The 17507-nt window shown below is 53.0% G+C and carries 17 protein-coding genes; 8 read left to right on the plus strand and 9 right to left on the minus strand.

The features are described 5' to 3' along the window. Positions 1-47: 47 nt before the first annotated feature. The 4 genes from atpA to atpC all read left to right on the plus strand — a co-directional run bounded on the left by atpA (position 48) and on the right by atpC (position 4626). Positions 48-1589 carry a F0F1 ATP synthase subunit alpha gene (atpA, locus tag AAGA79_RS01200; RefSeq protein ID WP_411826957.1) on the plus strand — a complete coding sequence of 514 codons (1542 nt, stop codon included), beginning with the start codon at positions 48-50 and terminating at the stop codon, positions 1587-1589. 100 nt (positions 1590-1689) lie between these two features. Further along, positions 1690-2550 (plus strand): ATP synthase F1 subunit gamma, encoded by an 861-nt coding sequence (atpG, locus tag AAGA79_RS01205; RefSeq protein WP_411826958.1) that lies wholly within the window; start codon positions 1690-1692, stop codon positions 2548-2550. Positions 2551-2653: 103 nt separating this feature from the next. Further along, entirely contained in the window at positions 2654-4120 is a 1467-nt protein-coding gene (gene atpD / locus AAGA79_RS01210; protein WP_411826959.1) for a F0F1 ATP synthase subunit beta, read from the plus strand. Between the two features lie 92 nt (positions 4121-4212). Next, entirely contained in the window at positions 4213-4626 is a 414-nt protein-coding gene (gene atpC, locus AAGA79_RS01215) for an ATP synthase F1 subunit epsilon (protein WP_411826960.1), read from the plus strand. A gap of 116 nt (positions 4627-4742) precedes the next feature. On the opposite strand, the gene AAGA79_RS01220 is transcribed toward atpC, so the two are convergent. Beyond that, positions 4743-7757 (minus strand): UvrD-helicase domain-containing protein, encoded by a 3015-nt coding sequence (locus tag AAGA79_RS01220; RefSeq protein WP_411826961.1) that lies wholly within the window; start codon positions 7755-7757, stop codon positions 4743-4745. A 225-nt stretch (positions 7758-7982) separates the two neighbouring features. Here AAGA79_RS01220 and AAGA79_RS01225 point away from each other — a divergent pair, with 225 nt between their 5' ends. Continuing rightward, entirely contained in the window at positions 7983-8612 is a 630-nt protein-coding gene (locus AAGA79_RS01225) for a hypothetical protein (protein WP_411826962.1), read from the plus strand. A 114-nt stretch (positions 8613-8726) separates the two neighbouring features. Here the strand turns inward: AAGA79_RS01225 and AAGA79_RS01230 are convergent, their stop codons facing one another. The 6 genes from AAGA79_RS01230 to AAGA79_RS01255 form a co-directional block, all read right to left on the minus strand. Then, positions 8727-9398, minus strand: a complete 672-nt coding sequence (locus AAGA79_RS01230; RefSeq protein ID WP_411826963.1) for a hypothetical protein — start codon at positions 9396-9398, stop codon at positions 8727-8729. Between the two features lie 191 nt (positions 9399-9589). Continuing rightward, positions 9590-10354 carry an LPS export ABC transporter ATP-binding protein gene (gene lptB / locus AAGA79_RS01235; RefSeq protein WP_411826964.1) on the minus strand — a complete coding sequence of 255 codons (765 nt, stop codon included), beginning with the start codon at positions 10352-10354 and terminating at the stop codon, positions 9590-9592. 36 nt (positions 10355-10390) lie between these two features. After that, positions 10391-11632 carry an LptA/OstA family protein gene (locus AAGA79_RS01240; protein WP_411826965.1) on the minus strand — a complete coding sequence of 414 codons (1242 nt, stop codon included), beginning with the start codon at positions 11630-11632 and terminating at the stop codon, positions 10391-10393. Between the two features lie 116 nt (positions 11633-11748). Beyond that, on the minus strand, positions 11749-12357 hold the full coding sequence (recR, locus tag AAGA79_RS01245; protein WP_411826966.1) for a recombination mediator RecR: 609 nt from the start codon (positions 12355-12357) through the stop codon (positions 11749-11751). Beyond that, the gene (locus AAGA79_RS01250; protein ID WP_411826967.1) at positions 12344-12814 is read right to left on the minus strand and encodes a hypothetical protein; all 471 of its coding nucleotides are present in this window, start codon (positions 12812-12814) and stop codon (positions 12344-12346) included. Before AAGA79_RS01250 ends, recR begins: the two co-directional genes overlap by 14 nt. Next, entirely contained in the window at positions 12811-13275 is a 465-nt protein-coding gene (locus AAGA79_RS01255; RefSeq protein WP_411826968.1) for a peroxiredoxin, read from the minus strand. The genes AAGA79_RS01250 and AAGA79_RS01255 overlap by 4 nt, the downstream gene beginning before the upstream one ends. A 129-nt stretch (positions 13276-13404) precedes the next feature. Here AAGA79_RS01255 and AAGA79_RS01260 point away from each other — a divergent pair, with 129 nt between their 5' ends. Continuing rightward, complete coding sequence (locus AAGA79_RS01260) at positions 13405-14049, plus strand: c-type cytochrome (protein ID WP_411826969.1); 645 nt, start codon at positions 13405-13407, stop codon at positions 14047-14049. Between the two features lies 1 nt (position 14050). Here AAGA79_RS01260 and AAGA79_RS01265 read toward each other — a convergent pair whose 3' ends face one another. Together AAGA79_RS01265 and AAGA79_RS01270 are read right to left on the minus strand one after the other, a co-directional pair. After that, positions 14051-14527, minus strand: a complete 477-nt coding sequence (locus AAGA79_RS01265) for a hypothetical protein (protein ID WP_411826970.1) — start codon at positions 14525-14527, stop codon at positions 14051-14053. Between the two features lie 20 nt (positions 14528-14547). Then, positions 14548-16116 carry an ankyrin repeat domain-containing protein gene (locus tag AAGA79_RS01270; RefSeq protein ID WP_411826971.1) on the minus strand — a complete coding sequence of 523 codons (1569 nt, stop codon included), beginning with the start codon at positions 16114-16116 and terminating at the stop codon, positions 14548-14550. Positions 16117-16221: 105 nt separating this feature from the next. Between AAGA79_RS01270 and AAGA79_RS01275 the strand changes: the two genes are divergently transcribed. After that, the gene (locus tag AAGA79_RS01275; protein ID WP_411826972.1) at positions 16222-16803 is read left to right on the plus strand and encodes an RNA polymerase sigma factor; all 582 of its coding nucleotides are present in this window, start codon (positions 16222-16224) and stop codon (positions 16801-16803) included. Positions 16804-16841: 38 nt separating this feature from the next. Next, entirely contained in the window at positions 16842-17498 is a 657-nt protein-coding gene (locus tag AAGA79_RS01280; protein ID WP_411826973.1) for a hypothetical protein, read from the plus strand. Positions 17499-17507: the final 9 nt, after the last annotated feature.

Below are 17507 nucleotides of genomic sequence, written 5' to 3' on the forward strand. Positions count from 1 at the left end.
ATTTCAGCCAAAACTGAAGAACTCCGACAACTAGCAAACTTCCCAAAATGAGCAGTATCCTCCAGGACATCGAACAACAAATCGCCGGCATTAGCTCGAGCGTCGAGAAAACCAATACCGGCACCGTCCGTAAAGTCGGTGATGGTGTAGCAATCGTCGAAGGACTCTCCGACGTCATGCTCAACGAAATGATCGAGTTCGATGGCGGTGTTACCGGCATGGCACTCAACCTTGAGGAGAGCGAAGTGGGTGTCGTTCTTCTCGGTGACTACACAGCGGTCACCGAAGGTGTTAGCTGCCGGACCACAGGCAAGCTTCTCTCCGTTCCAGTAGGTGAGGCACTCCTCGGCCGCGTTGTTGACGCACTTGGAAATCCTATCGACGGCAAAGGTGAAATCGCTGCCGCTGCATACTACCCAATGGAGAAAATCGCTCCGGGTATCATCAAGCGTAAATCTGTTTCCGTTCCTGTTCAGACAGGTATCATGGCTATCGATGCAATGGTGCCGATCGGCCGTGGACAACGTGAACTTATCATTGGTGACCGTGCTACTGGTAAATCAACTATCGCTGTTGACACCATCATCTCCCAAGCCCAGCAAAACAAAGCTGCTGAGCAAGGTAAGTTGAAGGACTTCAAGCCGATGTATTGTATCTATGTTGCCGTGGGCCAGAAGCTCTCCAACGTTGCACGGATCCAGAAGACCCTCGAAGAAGCTGGCGCGATGGAATACACAACTATCGTTTCCGCATCCGCTTCGGATGCTGCAGCCATGCAATACCTCGCTCCATATGCAGGTTGCTCGATTGCCGAGTATCTCATGGATAAAGGTCAGGACTGCCTCATTGTATTCGATGACCTCTCTAAACACGCTGTTGCATACCGTCAGGTTTCCCTGATTCTTCGCCGTCCTTCCGGACGTGAGGCGTATCCGGGCGATGTTTTCTACCTTCACTCCCGCCTCCTTGAGCGTTCCGCTCGTCTTTCAGAGCAAGCCGGTGGTGGTTCCCTCACTGCGCTTCCGATCATCGAGACCCAGGCAGGTGACGTTTCCGCATACATTCCGACCAACGTGATTTCCATCACCGACGGACAGATCTATCTTGAAACAGACCTTTTCTATCAAGGTATCCGCCCGGCGATCTCAGTTGGTCTCTCTGTATCCCGCGTAGGTTCAGCAGCGCAAACCAAAACGATCAAATCCGTTGCCGGAACTACCAAGCTTGACCTTGCTCAGTATCGTGAGCTCCAGGCCTTCGCTCAGTTCGGTTCCGATCTGGACGCCTCCACCAAGAAGAAACTCGAGCGTGGTGCACGTATTGTTGAGCTCTTCAAACAGAACCAATACTCCCCACTCGCAATGGAGCTTGAGGCCATCTACCTCTTCGCGATGCAGAATGGTTTCTTCGACGATGTTGAAGTGAAGGACATTGGCTCATGCAAAGATGCAATGGGTGAATTCTTCAACACACGTAAGGGCGAGCTACTCGACAAGATCCGCAACGAAAATCCGGACCTTAAGAAGAACGCGACCATGGTCGATGCAGTGAAACAAGCACTCAACGACTTCAAGGCTTCCTGGAAGTAAATTTTGATAAGATTACCGACCGAAGGCTAAACAGCGGAAGGTCGGTAATCTTTTTCCATCACCATCAATAAGTAACCTTTAATCTTTTCCTCAGGAAAACATGGCCAACCTCAGAGACATCCGTCGCCGTATCAAATCGGTGAAAAACACCGCGCAAATCACCCGCGCGATGCAGCTCGTTGCTGCCGCCAAGATGAAAAAGGCACAGGATCAGGCGATGGCTGGTCGTGATTACGCAAGTCAGTTGAATGCTGTTCTCAGTGATATCAGCACGAACTTTTCAGAGGAAGCCAGTCATCCTCTTCTCGAAGTGCGTGAGGGTAACCGTGAATTGGTCCTTGTGGTTTCGACCGACAAGGGTCTTTGCGGACCGCTGAATACAAACGTTGCCAAGAAAATGCGCGCATCCACATCGAAAGATGCGGAATACGTTACGGTTGGACGTAAGCTCCGGGTAATGCTCGAGAAAACGGAAAAGACCATCCTTGCGGACTATTCCGTGAATGATCCGGTCCCTTTCGCCGATGCACGTGCGATTGCAGCGTTTCTCACCAAGCAGTTTACCGATGGTAAATGTGATAAAGTTTCAATCGTATACACACGGTTTGTAAACACTCTCACCCAGGTTCCCGAGGTCATGCAGCTTTTGCCGGTCACACCGCCGGATCAAACAGCTGATTCAGGTGCGATCGATGGCGATTGTTCCGATTCGCTTTTCGAGCCTTCTCCGGAAGAGGTTCTTGCATCGATTCTGCCACTCTATGTGAACTTCCAGGTTTACCAGGCATTGCTTGAGTCCCGCGCTACAGAGCACTCCGCACGTATGGTGGCAATGAAAGCTGCTACAGACAACGCGAAGAAGTTCATCAAGGAACTCACACTGCAATACAACAAAGTCCGCCAGGCCGCGATTACAGCCGAGCTTCTGGAAATCACAACCGCGATGAAAGCCATGGAGTGATCGTTTTCCGAATCTCTCTCCATTTTCAAACCTCACATCTTACCGACCTAACCTCTCAATAACCTACGATCACCGCTAACTGATCACTCCCCACTTATCCACCATGAGCAACCAAGGAACTATTGTCCAAATCATTGGCGCCGTTATCGACGCTGATTTCTCCAAGGCTACCAAACTGCCGGAAATCTACAACGCCCTCGAAATCAACTACGTTCTCAACGACGTGGAAACAAAGCTGGTCCTTGAGGTCCAGCAACACCTTGGCGACGGCTGGGTTCGTGCGGTTGCGATGTCAACTTCGGATGGTCTCAAGCGTGGAATGACTCTCACAGATACCGGCAAGCCGATCGCCGTTCCTGTTGGTAAGCAAGTTCTTGGACGTATCTTCAACGTTACCGGTGAACTGGTTGACGAAAACAAGCCTCTTGAAGACGAGAACCATCGTTCCCCGATTCACCGTCCCGCTCCTTCACTTACCGACCAATCGGCAAGTGAGGAAATCCTTCCTACAGGTATCAAGGTCATCGACCTTATTTGCCCGTTGGTAAAGGGTGGTAAAGGTGGTCTCTTCGGTGGTGCTGGTGTTGGTAAGACCGTGGTTATCATGGAGCTCATCAACAACATCGCACTTGCTCACGGTGGTTTCTCCGTATTCGCCGGTGTGGGTGAGCGGACCCGGGAAGGTAATGACCTTTACTGGGAAATGATTGAGTCCGGCGTTATCGCCACTGAGAAAGACGAAAACGGTCATCCGAAGCTCGATGGTGCAGGTAATCCTGTTCTTGCTGCTGAAGGTTCCAAAGTAGCACTTTGCTACGGACAGATGAATGAGCCTCCGGGCGCTCGTCTCCGTGTTGCTCTTTCCGCACTTACAATGGCGGAATACTTCCGTGATGAAGAAGGCCAGGACGTTCTCCTCTTCGTCGATAACATCTTCCGTTTCTCCCAAGCGGGTTCCGAAGTTTCCGCGCTTCTCGGCCGGACACCTTCCGCGGTTGGTTACCAGCCGACACTTTCCGAAGAAATGGCATCCCTTCAGGAGCGGATCACATCCACCAACAAAGGATCCATTACTTCCATTCAAGCGGTATACGTCCCTGCGGATGACCTTACCGACCCGGCTCCTGCCAACACCTTCGCCCACCTTGACGCGACTGTTGTTCTTGAGCGTTCCCTCGCGGAGCAAGCACTCTTCCCTGCGGTTGACCCACTCGCTTCCACATCCAAGGCCCTGTCCCCGGATGTTGTAGGAGAAGAACATTACCGCGTTGCACGTGGTGTTCAGCTCGTTCTTCAGCGCTACAAGGATCTTCAGGACATCATCGCAATTCTCGGTATGGACGAGCTTTCCGACGAGGATAAGCTGAGCGTATTCCGTGCTCGTAAATTGCAGCGTTTCCTTACCCAGCCGTTCTTCGTGGCGGAAATCTTCACAAGCGTTCCTGGTGCACTCGTTTCCATCGAAGACACAGTAAAAGGCTTTGGTGAGATCCTCGACGGCAAATGGGACGATGTTCCAGAAGGTAACTTCTACATGAAAGCTGGTATCGACACCGTCGAGCGCGACTAACCGCCGCTGTTAAATGCCATTGGTTTACCGGAAAACAGGAGGAGACTCCCAATCCGCCAGGCCTGGCAAATAACTCCAAACCTATATAATTTATGCCTCTCCACCTCGAAATCGTTACTCCCGAGAAGAAAATCTTCTCTGATACTGTAGACAATGTCTATCTGCCAGGCGCGGATGGTGAGATGGGTATCCTGCCAAGTCACGCAGGTCTCGTAACAGCTCTCCAGCCCGGAGAGCTCCGTTACCTGCATCAAGGCCAGGTAGTAACAATCGCAATCGGATCCGGCTTCGCTGAAATCGGCCAAGACAAAGCGGTTGTTCTTACTGACATGGCTCTTGGTGAGTCTGAAATCGACGAAAAAGCTACTGAAGACGCAATCACCCGCGCTCAAGAGAAGCTCAAATCCGTCGATCACAGCATGGATGCGGAAGAAGTTGCTTACCTGCAGGGGATTATCGCGAAACAAAGCGCGGCCCTTCGCTTCAAGCGCAAGAACATGAACTAACTCCCGAATGCCGGTCATCGACCGGTGTTTAAAATATTCAAATGAAAGAGCCGACTTATGTCGGCTCTTTTTTTGTTCTTCCACTTTCCTTTTCCTTCGCGTCCCGCGAACTTCAGCTAGTTCACCGGAATGATCTCACCGAGGGCGGTAGAGAGCAGTAGGCACTTGATTACCGCGGTCGGGTATATTTCCTTCATAGCTTTCCGGTAGGTCTCCATCTGGCCTGAATAGCGCTCCACCAAAGCTTCTGCATTATCCACCCGATCGGTTTTGAAATCTATGATCTCAAGCAAGGTTGGTTCGCCCGAATCGGAAAGATGAACGTGCAATCGGTCAATGATTCCGCTCATCCATTGACCGTCGATCACCGCTTCCAGTCTCTGTTCCCGATAGAGTTTTACGGAATTCAGTTTCTTTGAAAGTAGGTCAATTACCTGCTGAATAGACAGAATGGACTGCATTGTATCTTTGATGTAGCCCGGAAAATCGGGAAGTTTGGACTCATCCAACCAACCGATTTGCTCGAACGCGGCGTGTACTGCGGTGCCGAATCGTTTTCCTTCCTCCGAGCCGGCAACGATGATCGAATCCTTTGCCTTTTTCGAGCTTGGGGTGCTCCGTGATCGTTTGGAAACGGACAGCCCAAGGTCAAAACTCGTGGGAGGATTACCGGGAGCGATCTCTCCGACGTTCTCTTGCCATTGAGCTACGCCAGCTGAAAAAACGCTGCCGATTTCTATGTCCAGGCCCAGTGAAGAGATTAGCCAACCCTGGAGGCTTGGTTTCCCTGGATCGAATGATTTGGGTGGCTCGTCGAGAAACACATAGAGGCCACGCTTGGCCCTGGTAAGAGCCACGTAGAGTTTACAGAAGGCTTCGTATGTCTGCTGATCTCCCCATTTTGTTTCCGCTTCTCGCAACTCTGGGATCATCCCTCTGGCCCAAGCCGCCGGAGCATCTGTGACCCAGCCATCGCCGACAATCATTTCAAAGTGTCCTAGATCAGGTATCTTTTTGCTTGGGATATCGGGAAGAATCACCACATCGAAACCCAGACCCTTCGATTTATGAACAGTCATTACCTGCACAGCAGCCGTTCCGGGGCTTTGTGAGATCTTCATTCGGGAGACTCTATCCGCGGCCTCCCTTGCTGTTGAAATACCTTCCTGGTCGAGTTTTTCGAGGGCTTGAAGCAAATCACTCACTCTCCGTTTTCCGAAATCAGACCAAGCAGCCCTCAAGGGAGCAACGATCTCTTCCAGCATCCCGGCAAAGCCCCTTTCGGAGACCAGACCGCCCAACTGTTCCCACGCAGTCTCCCAGGATTTTCCGAACTTTTCCAAGAAGACGGAGGACAACGGCGACATCATCACGGTCTGCTGTGCGAAGCGATCCGATGGATCCGCGAGCCACCGGAGAAGCTGCCAGATCATCACTCCCACCGGGTGATCCTTGCCCGGTTCCCTCGCTCCTTCTTCGACGACCTGATAGCCCTCGTTCCGGAGATAGTCCGCCCATTCCGCCACATGGTCATTTGTTTCCACCAGGATCCCGCACGAAATATCTTTTCTTCCGATTCCGAGGTCACCAAGCGTCTCCGCAACCCGCTCTTTCTTCAGGTCCTTATCTACGATTTCAACGTGGGAGTAGCCCGCATTTCCGGGCTGCGCGAGTGGGGGAGCTGATACGTGATCCTGCCATTGCCACTGGTTTGCTGCGTTTCCGAAAAGCTGAATCATGGTCTGTGAATCACCGCATACAGTATTTACCAACCGCAGAACTTCCGGCGAGGACCTCCACGACTGTGCCATGCTTTCGACGACAATCCCGCCGTGATAGTTTCCCTGAAGTTCGTCAAAAAGGCCGATGTCGCCGCCGCGCCACGCAAAGATGGCCTGCTTCTTATCTCCTACGACAAAAAGACTGGAGCCGGAATCAGTGATCGCCTCATCCAGCAGTGGAAGCAACCCATCCCACTCCTCACGGCTCGTATCCTGAAACTCATCAAGAAGCCAATGGTGGTAGCGGGCATCCAGGCGGAAATCCACCGCCTCTCTCCGTAGGCGCGCGTCTTCATCCTTCATCCATTGCCCCATTAGCCGCTTCACATCGTTGAAGCCCAGCTTTCCGTTATCGCGTAGTTCCCTTTGGACGAGGCGATCGTAGGAGGAAATCACTTCGTAAATTCCCCTCGTTCTGGCGAGAGCGGATGCGAGTTCACATCGGGCTGCAAGATCTACAAGCGAACGCAGGCCCTCCGCCGCTGCCCCGGTGATTGTCAGTGGCTGGTAAAATGAAATATCGAGACTCCCATTTCCTTCTCTGGCTGCCTCCAAGATTTTTGGCACGAGCCCGCTGGCTTTGTCCAAAAGTCCGCTGCCGATGGTGTGTTGCTCGAATGCGTTCAACATCGGCTCGAACGCGGATTCGTGACGTTTCTTCTTATCGGGTACGTTCGGCCAGTCCCGGCGGACTTGTGAAATCAGTGCTCCTTTTTGCTTCTCCCACTCGGATACATCTACCCCAGCCAGTGAAGCAGGACCCCATTCCAGTGACTTATCCGCGAGGTAAAGCTGTTGCCAGGATTTTACAAACTGGCCCATTTGCTCCGCCACCTTCGTCTCTTCCTTTCCTGTGGTCGCACGCCTGAAGGTGCGGATGAATTCCTCTTCGGTTTTTGCGTCCAGCTGGCGGACAACGAAGGATTCCAGCAGCTCTTCGTAGGCAATATCGGCGGCCTCCCCTTCGAGTAGATCAAATTTTCCTCCCGAAATTCCCAGTTCATATTGGAAACCGCGCACCACTTTCGCGAAAAATCCATCCATTGTCCCCAAGGTCAGTTCCGGGAGCTCGGCGACCACCGATTCCAGTAGCTCCGGGAAATCGACGTTTCTTTCTCCCAGAGCTTTGCAGAGGCTCGCCGCTTCGTCGGAATTTGCGGCAGCCTTCGCAAGTTTCTTCAAAATCGCGTCGGCAAACTCTCCAGCCGCTTTTCGCGTGAATGTGAGTGCCACCACATCAGAGGGTTTTGCTCCCTTACAAATCAGGCCGATGATGCGATCACTGAGTGTGTAAGTCTTGCCCGATCCAGCCGAGGCGAGAACCAAAAGGTTTTTTTCTAGGACATTCATGCTGCTGAATTTGAAGGCTAAAGTGCAATCTCAGGTCCGGCAATATCCACTGGGTAATACTTTCAGAGGGTTGTCGTATGCAACTGGCCCTGAATGATTTAGGGAAATTTTGTGACGCAATCGTTTCAGAAGATTATTGGCATGAACGGTGCTGAAATAGAAGATGTGTCTTATCGATCGTTTCTCTAAGACGATCTCCAATCAGTCAATTGACACCCCATTTACATGAAATTAACTATTACTACCTTGGGAATTATTGCAGTCTCTGCGATCAGTTCGCTAACTTGTGGAGCTGCGTCGCTGGCTTCCTTCACTTTTGATGGAGGCTCGTTAGCAAATTCTGCTGCTGCCATAACTGGGTTAACTGTTACCAACGTCAGCACTGCATCAAGCTTCAATTCTTTTGTAAATACTAGTGGTTTTAGCTCTGGGGCACAGATCAGTGGCGCTGGTTCCTTTTTTAGTCCAACTTCACAGGCAGCGGCAGGTAATGCCCTAGTATTCACGCTAACGGCTGCGTCCGGATATCAGTTCTCCCTCGATGGCTTCAGTTTTGAAGCTCGCAGCACAGGTGATGCTCCTGCTAATATTGGATTTAAAGTCAATACAACGTCTTACAGCTTTGCTGGATATTCGAATAACGCCACAAAGACCACTGTTTCAAACTCTGCACTCGGCCTTACCGGGCTATCGTCAGCCACCATTTCGATTCAAGGCTGGACTGCTTCAGGTACCTCTGCTCTGCAGTTGGACGATCTTCTGGCTACCGGAACTGTGATAGCTATCCCTGAGCCTTCCGCAGCAGTGCTTAGTGCTTTTGGCCTGCTTGCTCTGTTGGGCCGCCGCCGCCGATAGTTCATCTTTTTTCCTTTCACCCGATGATTCAATTAGAGTCATCGGGTTTTTCGTGCCTACAGGGCGAAATTCATCCGAATCCGACGGAATGGGGCAAGCCCTGCAGTTAATCTTCTATTCACCAAGGAACACAAACTCTTCGGCAACCCGGTTCAGTGAGCGCCTGGCATCCGGTAGTGTTTCGGAGAGGGCGCCCAATAACTCCCTGGGCACTGTATTTGAGGACTTCGGATTGCTGGCTGCGTTTTTGAACGAGCACTGTGCGAAGGATTCGTAGAACTTTAGATCAGGCGCGTTGTGTAGCTCGTTCCGCTTTGTAATAAATGCGGGGAACAGTCCGGTAAGGACCATGAACTGATTTCCAGCGGCTACCTGGAGGTGGAATTTCATCTTCCCATGGGAGGAGGAAATGATGGATAGGAAATCCGAGGTATGGGTATAGCCGCGTGCGATGTCCTGAAGTGGATCCCTGCCGGAGGTAAGGCGCTGGGCCATTACCCGCGATACATAGTCCGCCATATCGGGGCGAGTGATCCCGGCCTGGAGAAAGGCGTGCCTCACCAGGATGTAGAAATAGAAATCAGCCGAGAGGCTGAGGGTGGAGGGGGAATCGAGAATACTGCGGAAGACTTCCTTGAGATCCAGCATTTCACGAAGTGCGCCAGGGTCGTTCCAGAGCTTCAATAAGCAGCCCCGCTTTTGGCCTCCAGCTAGAACTTCGTTGAGAAAATTGAAGTCAGCGCAGGTGAATCGATCCCGACGAGCGGTTATCCATTCTTCCAACATACCTACATGGATAGCAAACGCCGGGCCAGAGAGCTATGGAATATTAAGCCTTTCCGTAGTTTATTTACGGATTTTCCGGAATCTTACAAGATGTGGTAGAGTCCTGAATAGGATCATCTAAATGCGGATGCGAAATCGGTTTTTAAAATACTCGAATCTTGATGATTTTTCCGAGGTCACGAACGTGATGATCACATTTTGAAGTCTTCGCCCAGATAGTATTTCTTGGCGATCGGATCGTTCACCAGTTCCTCGGAATCACCTTCGAGAATTACTTTTCCGTCATGAATCAGGAAGGCTCTATCAGTGATGGTGAGGGTTTCGCGGACGGAGTGATCGGTGATGAGAATGGAGAGCCCGTCCTTTTCGCGAAGATCGCGGACAATCTGCTGAATGTCATCGACGGCTATGGGGTCGATGCCGGCAAATGGCTCATCGAGCATGAGAACCTTCGGGTCTGAGCAGAGGGAGCGGGCGATTGCCAAGCGGCGCTTCTCACCGCCCGAGAGGGTGATTGCGAGCGATTTCCGGAGCTTGGTGATGCTGAAGCGTTCGAGTAGTTCCTCGGCGCGGGCTTTCTGTTCTTTTTTGGAAAGCCCGGGGCGTGTCTCAAGGATGGCGAGAAGGTTTTCCATGACGGTGAGTTTCCGGAAAACGGATTCTTCCTGTGGCAGGTAGCCAAGGCCAAGGCGGGCCCGGCGGTGCATGGGAAGCTTGGAAATATTCTGGCCATTGAGAAAGACCGAGCCTTCCTCCGCGGGGATAAGACCAGCGATCATGTAGAAGGAGGTGGTTTTACCCGCTCCGTTGGGGCCAAGGAGCCCGACGATTTCGTTTGGCTTCACGGTTACGCAAACACCATCCACGACCACGCGGCCATTGTATGTTTTCTTCAGGCCTTGTGCGGAGAGAACGGCGTTGGCAGTTTCCTTGCAGATCGTTGCTGGGGATTCCATATCGGATGATGGGAGCTTCAAAACAGGGTTTCGGGGTTAGCGGTCGAGATTGAGCTGTCCGCCCATTTCCCAGTTTCCGCGGGTGGAGAATGAGCCGTCGTCCATGAGACGGAGGGTGAGGTTCGCCTCTTTGGCGCGGGCGAAGAATTTTCCTTGTTTCACCCAAGGAAAGCCATCGCTGATGATGATTTCTCCCTTGGATACATCGTAGGTGAGGATCGCTCCGCTTGCTTCGACCGGATCTTTCCCATTCACACTTTTCTGGAGGATGCGCACGGCTCCGGTGGCGACGAGGCGCTGGACCTCTCCGAATCCGGAGCCCATTTTATCTTCGGCGTTGGCTTTTTTATCGCCGGATTCCTTTTTGTCGAAGAACACCTTCAGCTCGTTCGCGCCGGTAAGGGTGAAGCGTGGATCGGTGACCTGAACGTTTCCAAGATAAACGAGGACGCCGCCTTCGGAATCGAAATACATGCCCTTTTCACACTTGATGACGGTATCATCAGGAGATGGCTCGATTTTCAGTGGCTCGGCCTCGGCTACCTTTTCGGCGGTTCCGGTGGCAACGCTTCTGAGCTCGCTCTGTTTGATGAAAGTTTGGGCTGCCGTGCTTAGTTTGGTGGCCTCGGCTTTGCTTTGTTCCAGTGCGGCTTCACTGGATCTGTTGGCGGAGTCGACGGTGGGCTGGAGGCTCTCCGCGTCTGATTTGACAGCGGCCAGTTCGGTCTCGGATACGAAATCCGGCGGAGCGGCGTTTGCGCTTAGCGGAGCGAAGGAGGTGAGGAGTGCTGCGGCCACGGCCGGTGATGGTAGGCGTCTGTTGTTCATCGAAATCTTTGGTGCTGCTTTAATCCAGGTGGTAGCTGGGCCGTTGAGAAATCCTTCTCCGTTTTCAAAACCGTAGGCAATGCCGGTGCCACGTGCCACGAGGCTGTCCGTGATGATCTCCAATGGTTCGTCAGCGTGTAGCTGCGAGGTTTCCTGGTTGAAACTTGCTCTGCTGAGAATGATATTGCCGCGGACTTTTCCATCCGGCTCGTAGAACTTTATACGAACATTTTCCCCCTCGATGCGGGTTTCATCCACGAGTGTCATGACCTCAGCCTTGAGATCGCCGACGAGTTTTTTATCGTCATCATAGCGGGGCAGAAGCACGCCCTTCAAAACGCTACCCTCGGGGAGTAGCGATATCGGGTTCTTCTTCACATCCGGCATAACTGCCTGTGCATGAACGAGAGGTGAGAGAAGAAGTGCCAGCGGTATGAGCGATTTTTGCATCGATAGATAGCTGCGATGAGGAACGATGGGGTGCAGTTTGTTGGGACAATAGCGATTTGAGTGCTGCATACAACCGGAATGTCAGTTCCGGCGATCCCGTAAAAATTTCCGGTTATCTAGAAATCGCGGCGACCCTGGAGGGCCCGGATGAGTGTCAGTTCATCGGCGTGCTCTAGGCCTCCACCGGCGGGAAGGCCTTGGGCGATGCGCGTGATTTTGACGGGCTTGCCACGCATAAGGTCCGCGAGGTAGTTCGAGGTAGCCTCGCCTTCCACGTCTGCGCCGAGCGCGAGGATGATTTCCATTTCTCCGCTGATGGCTTCAATGCGGCTGATTAGCTGGGGAATGAGGAGGTCCTCCGGGGAAACTCTATCCAGAGGAGAAAGCTTCCCGCCGAGGCAATGGTAGCGGCCTTTGAAAGCACCCGAGCGTTCGAGTGGTAGCACGTCTGTGGCTTGTTCAACGACGCAGAGCAGGGTCTCATCACGTTTCGGGTCGGTGCAGATTTCACAAACTTCCGCGGTGGCGAAAAATCCGCAGGCCGGGCATGAGATGATTTTCTCTTCTGCAAGGACCAAGGCTTCCGCAAGGGCGGTCGGCTCGGCCTTCTTGTTCTGGAGGAGCCACACTGCCATGCGTTCCGCGCTGCGCGGGCCGACACCGGGGAGTCTTTTCAGCTCTGCGATGAGGTTTTTGACGGGTGTGGGGAAATCAGCGCGGGGCATTGGTCGGACTGTCAGGGAGTTTCACATGGCCATCCACCGGGAGGCTGTGGTTGTGCGCGTAGAACACCGCACAGAAGCCGGACCAGAATACAGCGATGATTGCGATACTGATCTGTGGCTCATGGGATGAGAGCAGGAGGACAGGCGCCCAAAGGACTGTGAGAAGCGTGGTGAGAGCCCAGATTAGATAGCGCCTCCAGCTTTCCGCGACGCGGAGTATCACTGAAGGTAGAACGATGGCGAGGAATGCGGTGGCCACCCATGGTAACGCGGGGTGAAGGGTGAGTGCAGGTTCCTTCATTCCCTTCGGGAGGAAAAATACAGAGATAAACTGATCCGCCCGGGCAGTTAGTCCGATCGCCTGAAGCCCCAGTGCCAGGACCAATGCCATGGCGGCAATGGCTGTGGTGGCGAGCTCGATGTGCGCTGGCTGTAGCTGTTTCCTGGGTTTGTTCATCCGAGGATCTCAGAAAGCTTGGTTGTGTGGCTCGTCGGCGAAACTTTCTCGAGAATGGCGACTAATTGGCCATCGGGACCAATAACGAAGGTGCTGCGCTCAATTCCCATGAACTTCTTTCCGAACATGGATTTTTCGACCGAGACCCCGTAGGCTTCCGAGATTTTTTTGTCAGTATCCGCGATGAGGGGGAAGGGCAGGGATTTCTTTGAAATAAACTTTCTATGGCTCTCCACGCTATCCGCGCTGATGCCGAAAACACGTGCCTTGCTTTTGATTTTGTCCCAATTGTCGCGGAGGGAGCATGCCTGAATGGTGCATCCCGGGGTGTTGTCCTTCGGGTAAAAATAGAGCACAACGGTCTCGCCGCGGAGGCTTTCGAGTGAGATTTCGGATTCGTTTTCCCCATCGACGATGGTGGCAGTGAAGTCCGGGGCCATTTCTCCTACAGTTGGTTTCATGCGCGCACCATCGCCGCTAAATCCGCGGGAATCAATCCCTCGTATTGGAGGCTGTTTTCAGGAGGTTTTTCTTTTCATTTGGAATTTCGGAAAACAGGGGAAGATTGTGGCAAATCTCCAAATAATTCTATGGAATACCTTTTCCCATCACTAATCGCGCAAATTCAACCGGCCGAAGAGCCGAAGGAAAAACCTGAAGACAGCAAGGATGTGGCAAAAAAAGAGGACGGACCACCCGCCTCGGCCGAGCTGCTGGAAACAGGGAAACAGCAATATCTGATCTGTGCCGCCTGCCACGGGCAACAGGGCGAGGGTCTGGCCACCGGTCCGCCACTGGCGGGATCGGAATGGGTGAACGGCCCTGTTGAGAATCTAATCAAAATTCAGCTACGTGGTCTCGAGGGGCCGATCCGGGTGAAGGGCGAGGAGTATAATATAGCCGGTGGTATGGCTCCACTGGCTTATCAGTCCGATCAGCAGATCGCGGGAGTCCTCAGTTACATCCGCTCAAGTTTTGGAAATAGCGCCTCTGCGGTGACTACCGAGCAAGTAGCTGCGCTTCGCGAAGAAGCGGGCAAACCGCAAATCACCGTCGATGAACTTGAAGAACCGGAATCCGCGAACGGGCCACCGCTGACGGAAACAGGGGAGCCATTACCTGCGCCTGATAAATACAAGGATCTCGATACCTCCAGCGGAATCCCTTTCTGGATAATCCTGGTGATCCTCGCGTTGATAGTCGTTTGTCTGAGACTTGTCCTGAAGAAGAAATAGCTCAGCGGATGAGGTCTTCCTCATACATCAGCTTGAAGCCACTGCGGTTGAGAACGCAGGTCGCGAATTCATAGTCTTCCACGTGCATTGCCAAAAGCGCCTGGCCGTCCGGGCCGGGTAGCATGGCATAAGCGAAATCAAGATTCGTCTCTGCGGTCATAAGAATATCCAGACATTGCAGCAGACCGGGACCTGCCTCTTTCAGGGCTACCACCACGAGCTCGCAAGTAGTGTGTGCGATTCCTTTTTCGCAGAAAATTGCTTCAGCGCTGTCGGTATCGGACAGGATCAGACGCGCGACCGTGGCGTCCTTCGAGTCCTGGACGCTAAGCCCGATTACCTCGATGTGGGAACCGCGAAGTAATTTTACCAGAGAGGCCAATGCCCCCACGCGGTTGGGCAACATGACGGAAAATTGCCGTACTGGTGATCCATTTTCCGCCACTTCTTCTTCGATAGGACTGATTTGCTGCTCCATGTATCCGTTTCTGTGAAAATTTATCCTTTCGGGCCGCGCAGACGCAGGGTGCTGACTTGGCCGGTTGCGACTTCTTCGATAATCAATTGGCTGGGGCGCACATCGCTGACCATAAATTCGCGACCGTCTTCCGAGGTGAATTTCTGGCCGGGTTTTGCCACGTAGCGCTGGCCCGTGATCGCGTCCTCCACCAAGGCCACAGGATCGTGGCCCGGAGCTGATTTCCCGGCGATCCACTCAGCCCGCTGGCCGCTCACTGTATCCTCCACGTCGACGATGCCGACTTCGATTGGTTGGCTGTTGTTCAGTTTCCCCACCTCAGTGCGGCTGTAGACTTTTACCACCACCAGTGATGAGTCTGGAATCGCCTGTCCGGCGGAAACTTCCACGTCCCTTGGATTCTGGCCTACGAGATGAAGTGAGGCGACTCCTCCTGAAACTTTCCTTACCTCCACCGGGAGTTCGCGCTGGCGGTAATGACGCATGACGAGCGGAGGGCTATCACTAACATTTCCGCTGGCCGCAATCGGGCTGACCCGTGCTCCACCGAGGGGGCGGGGCGTGCTATGGCGGAGCGGTTTGCTCGCGCTAGCAGACTGCGCCGTTGCTGTCGATTGGCTGGAATTACCCGTGGTTTCCTGTCCGGGGTATTCTATGGGCTGCTGGTCGAACTCCGAAGGTGGCTTCTGGCCGGCATTCGCAGCAAGGGCGGGATCTCCGGCTGGTAGAGCCTCTTCGTCCACCATGTCCCGGGTTTCCACTTCGTCGAGGTAGTCGTTCATCGCCTCGGCTACTTCTTCGTCCGATTCGAGAGCCAGGGCATCGCCGGTGAATCCGGTTTCGATCATTTTGGCGATATCACCGTGGCCGGCAGCTACCGCCAGGCTCTGTGCGGTGCTTCCGTCTTCGGTGGTTGCAAAACGGCTGGCTCCGATATCCATGAGGAGAGCAACGGCTTCCGTGTGGCCATTTTCAGCAGAGAGCATGAGTGGAGTGCGCCCGTCTTCCATTCTCGCATAAACCGAAGCTCCGTAGTTGGTGAGTGTATCGATGACCTTCGCCTGGCCGACAAGGGCAGCAAGCAAAAGTGCGGAATCCAGATCCTCGCGGTGATATGGGGCCAGCTCCTCGACGGATGTGGCTTTCCCCGTCGATGTGGCGAGCATGAGTGCCATGAAGCCCCCGTCGTCCTTGATTTTCGGGTCAGCGCCTTGGCTCAGGAGCCAGCTGACCATTCCCGGCTGGTCCGAAGCAACGGCTGACATCAGCGGTGTGCGGCCCTGTGCACCTTTTTCATCCACGGAAAATCCACGATTCAGCAGATATTCAGCCACAGTCTCGTTGCCATTCCCCGCAGCAATGTGGAGGGCGCTATTTCCTTCTGGATTGGAGATTTTTTCATCGAATCCAGCAGAGACCATTTTCTTCATGACCGTAACGTCGCCGGCATTCGCAGCATCGAACCAACCTTCCGATGTCATCTCATATCCGGCTTCCTGGATTTCTTTTTCGGCGGATTCAGATTTTTTCCTGCAGTTGCTAATCAGCAATACGAAGGCGAAAATTCCCAATATTCTTAGTGGGTTCATACAGGGGAGATACTTCGTGAATCTTAATTATTCAATCTTCAATATTAGACTATTGTGGAATTCTGAACAAATCGTGCGGAAGGTGTCGCTGATCCATTAGCCCTCATGTCAGTAAACGAAGTCCAAAACCAGAATTCTCCGGCAACAAATGCCTGGCGCGAATGGTTGAGCGAACACGCGCCCAAGTTATTTCTCTTTGCCCGCAACCAGACGCGGACCTACGAGGACGCGCAGGATGTCCTTCAGGACGCGATCGTGAAACTCGTCGAGAAGGTGAAAGCAAACGAATTCGTAGGCGGTCAGGAAGCCTGGCAGCCTTATCTCTATACCTCGATCCGTAGACTTGCGATTGACCTTTCACGCAAGAACGACCGCAGAAAGCGCCGCGAGGATAACGTTACTGCTGATGCGGAGGTGGATCAGCTGGATGCATTCCATCCGTGGTTTGATTCCTCCGGAGGCAGTGAGGAAACCCGCGGTCAGCTCGAAGAAGGCCTGAAATCACTACCTGAGAAATTTTCCGAAGTGATTGTCATGAAGATCTGGGGTGAGCGGACATTTGCTGAAATCGGGGAGGCGCTGAAAATTTCTCAAAACACAGCAGCCTCCCGGTATCGCTATGGACTAGAAGCCCTCAAAAAGGAGCTCGGAACAGCAAAACGCCGTGGCGATCTCTCAATCGGCTGATTGCCGGAAAACTTACTTAATACGACGACCAATAATATATGTCCAAAATTCCATCCATCCTCGAACAAGAGCTGAGAAATCTAAAGCCATGCGGTATTGATGATGATTTTCTTGAGCGTCTCGTTTCTTGCGCCGAGGGCACTGATTCGGTGCTTTCCGCGGAAGAATTGGGATTCGCAAGTGAACTTCGTGCGCGTGCGCCACGGAATTTGCCGGCTACTCTAGAGGCAGGGTTGATGGAAGCCATTGGGGATACACCATTCCACATGGACGAGAAGATTGTCCTCTTCAATAAGTCGAACAAGAACTCAGCGAAGCCAAAACGCTCGAATATCATGCGTTTCAATTTTGCTGCCGCAGCGGCGGTGGCCCTTATGGGCTCTATCGCAGCCTTCATGATTCCGGGCGGTGGTGAAGGAGAGAACCGGATTGCGGAGACTGTCGACGATCAAGTAATCGAGACACCTGCGCAGATTTCTCCGGTAGCAGCCTCCAACTTCGCTCCTGTCGGTTTGAACAGAAATCTCAGTGAAACGCATGACGAGGGCGTCATGTGGGGGAACGACGAGCAACCGCACCGCGTAATGCGCATGACCTATCTCGATCGTGTGACTCTTTCCAACGACAAGGGCGAAACCATCGAGGTGAGCCAGCCGAAGGTGGAGTATGTGGTGATGCCTGAGAAAATCGATTGAGTCGATTAG

The organism is Luteolibacter sp. AS25 (genome assembly GCF_046736275.1).
Classification (GTDB): domain Bacteria; phylum Verrucomicrobiota; class Verrucomicrobiia; order Verrucomicrobiales; family Akkermansiaceae; genus Luteolibacter.